Origin of the sequence: Aeromonas cavernicola, from assembly GCF_002795305.1 — a bacterium.
Lineage (GTDB): Bacteria > Pseudomonadota > Gammaproteobacteria > Enterobacterales > Aeromonadaceae > Aeromonas > Aeromonas cavernicola.
The window spans coordinates 1-812 of the sequence record NZ_PGGC01000065.1; the positions used below are offsets into that span (position 1 = coordinate 1).

The 812-nt window shown below is 55.2% G+C and carries 1 protein-coding gene; it reads right to left on the minus strand.

The genetic code is table 11. The features are described from left to right. Nucleotides 1-368: 368 nt before the first annotated feature. Nucleotides 369-743: a plasmid mobilization protein gene (locus CUC53_RS07340; RefSeq protein ID WP_157798218.1), complete on the minus strand. Its 375-nt coding sequence runs from the start codon at nt 741-743 to the stop codon at nt 369-371. Nucleotides 744-812 lie beyond the last annotated feature (69 nt).

Genomic DNA, 812 nt, shown 5'->3' on the forward strand with positions numbered 1-812 from the left:
CCACTGGCGGGGAAGGTGGCCAGTCCTCAGCATAACGAGCTGCATCCGGCTAGCCTGCTTCTTGAGGGCTCAATATCCACACCCGTAGCAAATCTGCGATTTGCAAAATAACGGCTGAACCTCAGGGAGTTACGCCCCAAAACAAGGTGTTTTCAGTCTGCGATTAGCGAAAAGAACCCCTATATGTGGCTGCCTTGGGGGTGGAACAGGGGCTACCTAGCGGACAAATAGCCCCTACCTTGTCAATCAATGGGTTAAAAATAGGGGCTAATGCGCCCACCGCGTATTTACTGGGGTTGAGATGACCCATAGGGGCTAAATGGGGGTTGTGTCAAAAGGGTCTCTAGCCCCTACTTAGCCCCTATGAGTTAACTCATCAGGTAGACCCCTAACATGGCCGCCGTAAGCGCCAGTAACCAGCCAATTCCCCCCGCAATGCACACCACGAACAGCCGATCCCCGTCTAAGCGTCTTCGGATACGCTGGGCGGTGCTGTCCGCCTCAGTCAAACAGGCGGCCAAGGTGGTAGCGGTGTCTGTGGTTTTGCTCGATAGGCTGGCCAGCTCATCGCGTAGCGCCTTGATGGCCTGCTCGGTGTCGTGGTGTTGCTGCTTAAGGGCATCCATTTTCCCGACGGATAGGGCCTGTCTGACGTACTCCGGCACACTCACATTGGCCGCTTTTGCGGCTAGCTCGATGGCGGTTTTTTGCTGCTCGGACACCCTGACACTCAATACCGACATAACGCCCCCTGTATACGGCTGTTTTCAGCAGGGTAAACACCTGTAATGGCAAGGTCTAGCGGCGTATTT